This window comes from Klebsiella sp. CN_Kp088, from assembly GCF_040064335.1.
Classification (GTDB): domain Bacteria; phylum Pseudomonadota; class Gammaproteobacteria; order Enterobacterales; family Enterobacteriaceae; genus Klebsiella; species Klebsiella aerogenes.
The window spans coordinates 1-690 of record NZ_JBEAIQ010000010.1 but is presented as its reverse complement, the minus strand read 5'-3'; the positions used below and the strand labels follow the sequence as shown (position 1 = coordinate 690).

The 690-nt window shown below is 60.1% G+C and carries 1 protein-coding gene; it reads right to left on the bottom strand.

Annotated elements, in window-relative coordinates; all coding sequences use genetic code 11:
* A partial coding sequence (locus tag ABLV08_RS03515) for an MFS transporter (protein ID WP_348855574.1) occupies positions 1-690 on the bottom strand: 690 nt, incomplete at both ends.

Here is a 690-nt window from a genome sequence, read left to right as displayed (position 1 = left end):
GGGTGTTGATAATACGCACGATGCTGGAGAGCATAATGCTGCGGTTGGTGTAGATAAGGGTCACCGCGCGCCCCAGCTCGGAGAACTTCTCGCGGGTGGTGAGATTCTGCATATGGCACGGGGTTTCGGTGTTGCGCAGCGCTGCCAGGGCAATCAGCCCGCCGGTGACACAGAACGCCAGCGCCAGCCACAGGGTGCCCATCTCGCCAATGTGCGGAATGGTGAAGCTCGGAATATAGCTGCCGAACACGCCGATGCCGACGGAGTAGACCGCCCAGAACCAGCCCAGGGCCGAGCTGGAGCTGTCGCTGCGGACGTTATGGATAATGGCGACGATAAACGAATAGAGGAACAGCGGATAGGCCAGGCCGCGGATGCCGTAAAACAGCAGGATTAAGGCGTAGTTGGCGCGACCGAGGCCGAAGACGAGGAACAGGACGTGGAACACGCACCACAGCACGAAACCGATAAACATGGTTTTACGCGGGGTGATAATTTCCGCGACCACGCCGGAGACCCAGGCCGACAGAGCGGCGGCGAGGCCGTAGAGGGTGAAGGCGAAAGAGGCCTGCGCCGGACTGAAGCCCAGCTCCTTGATGTAGTGCGAGAGGAAGGCGAGTTCAAAACCGTCGCCGGTCATAAACACGGCGATGGCGACGTATCCCCAGATAAGATTCAGCGGCAGACCGA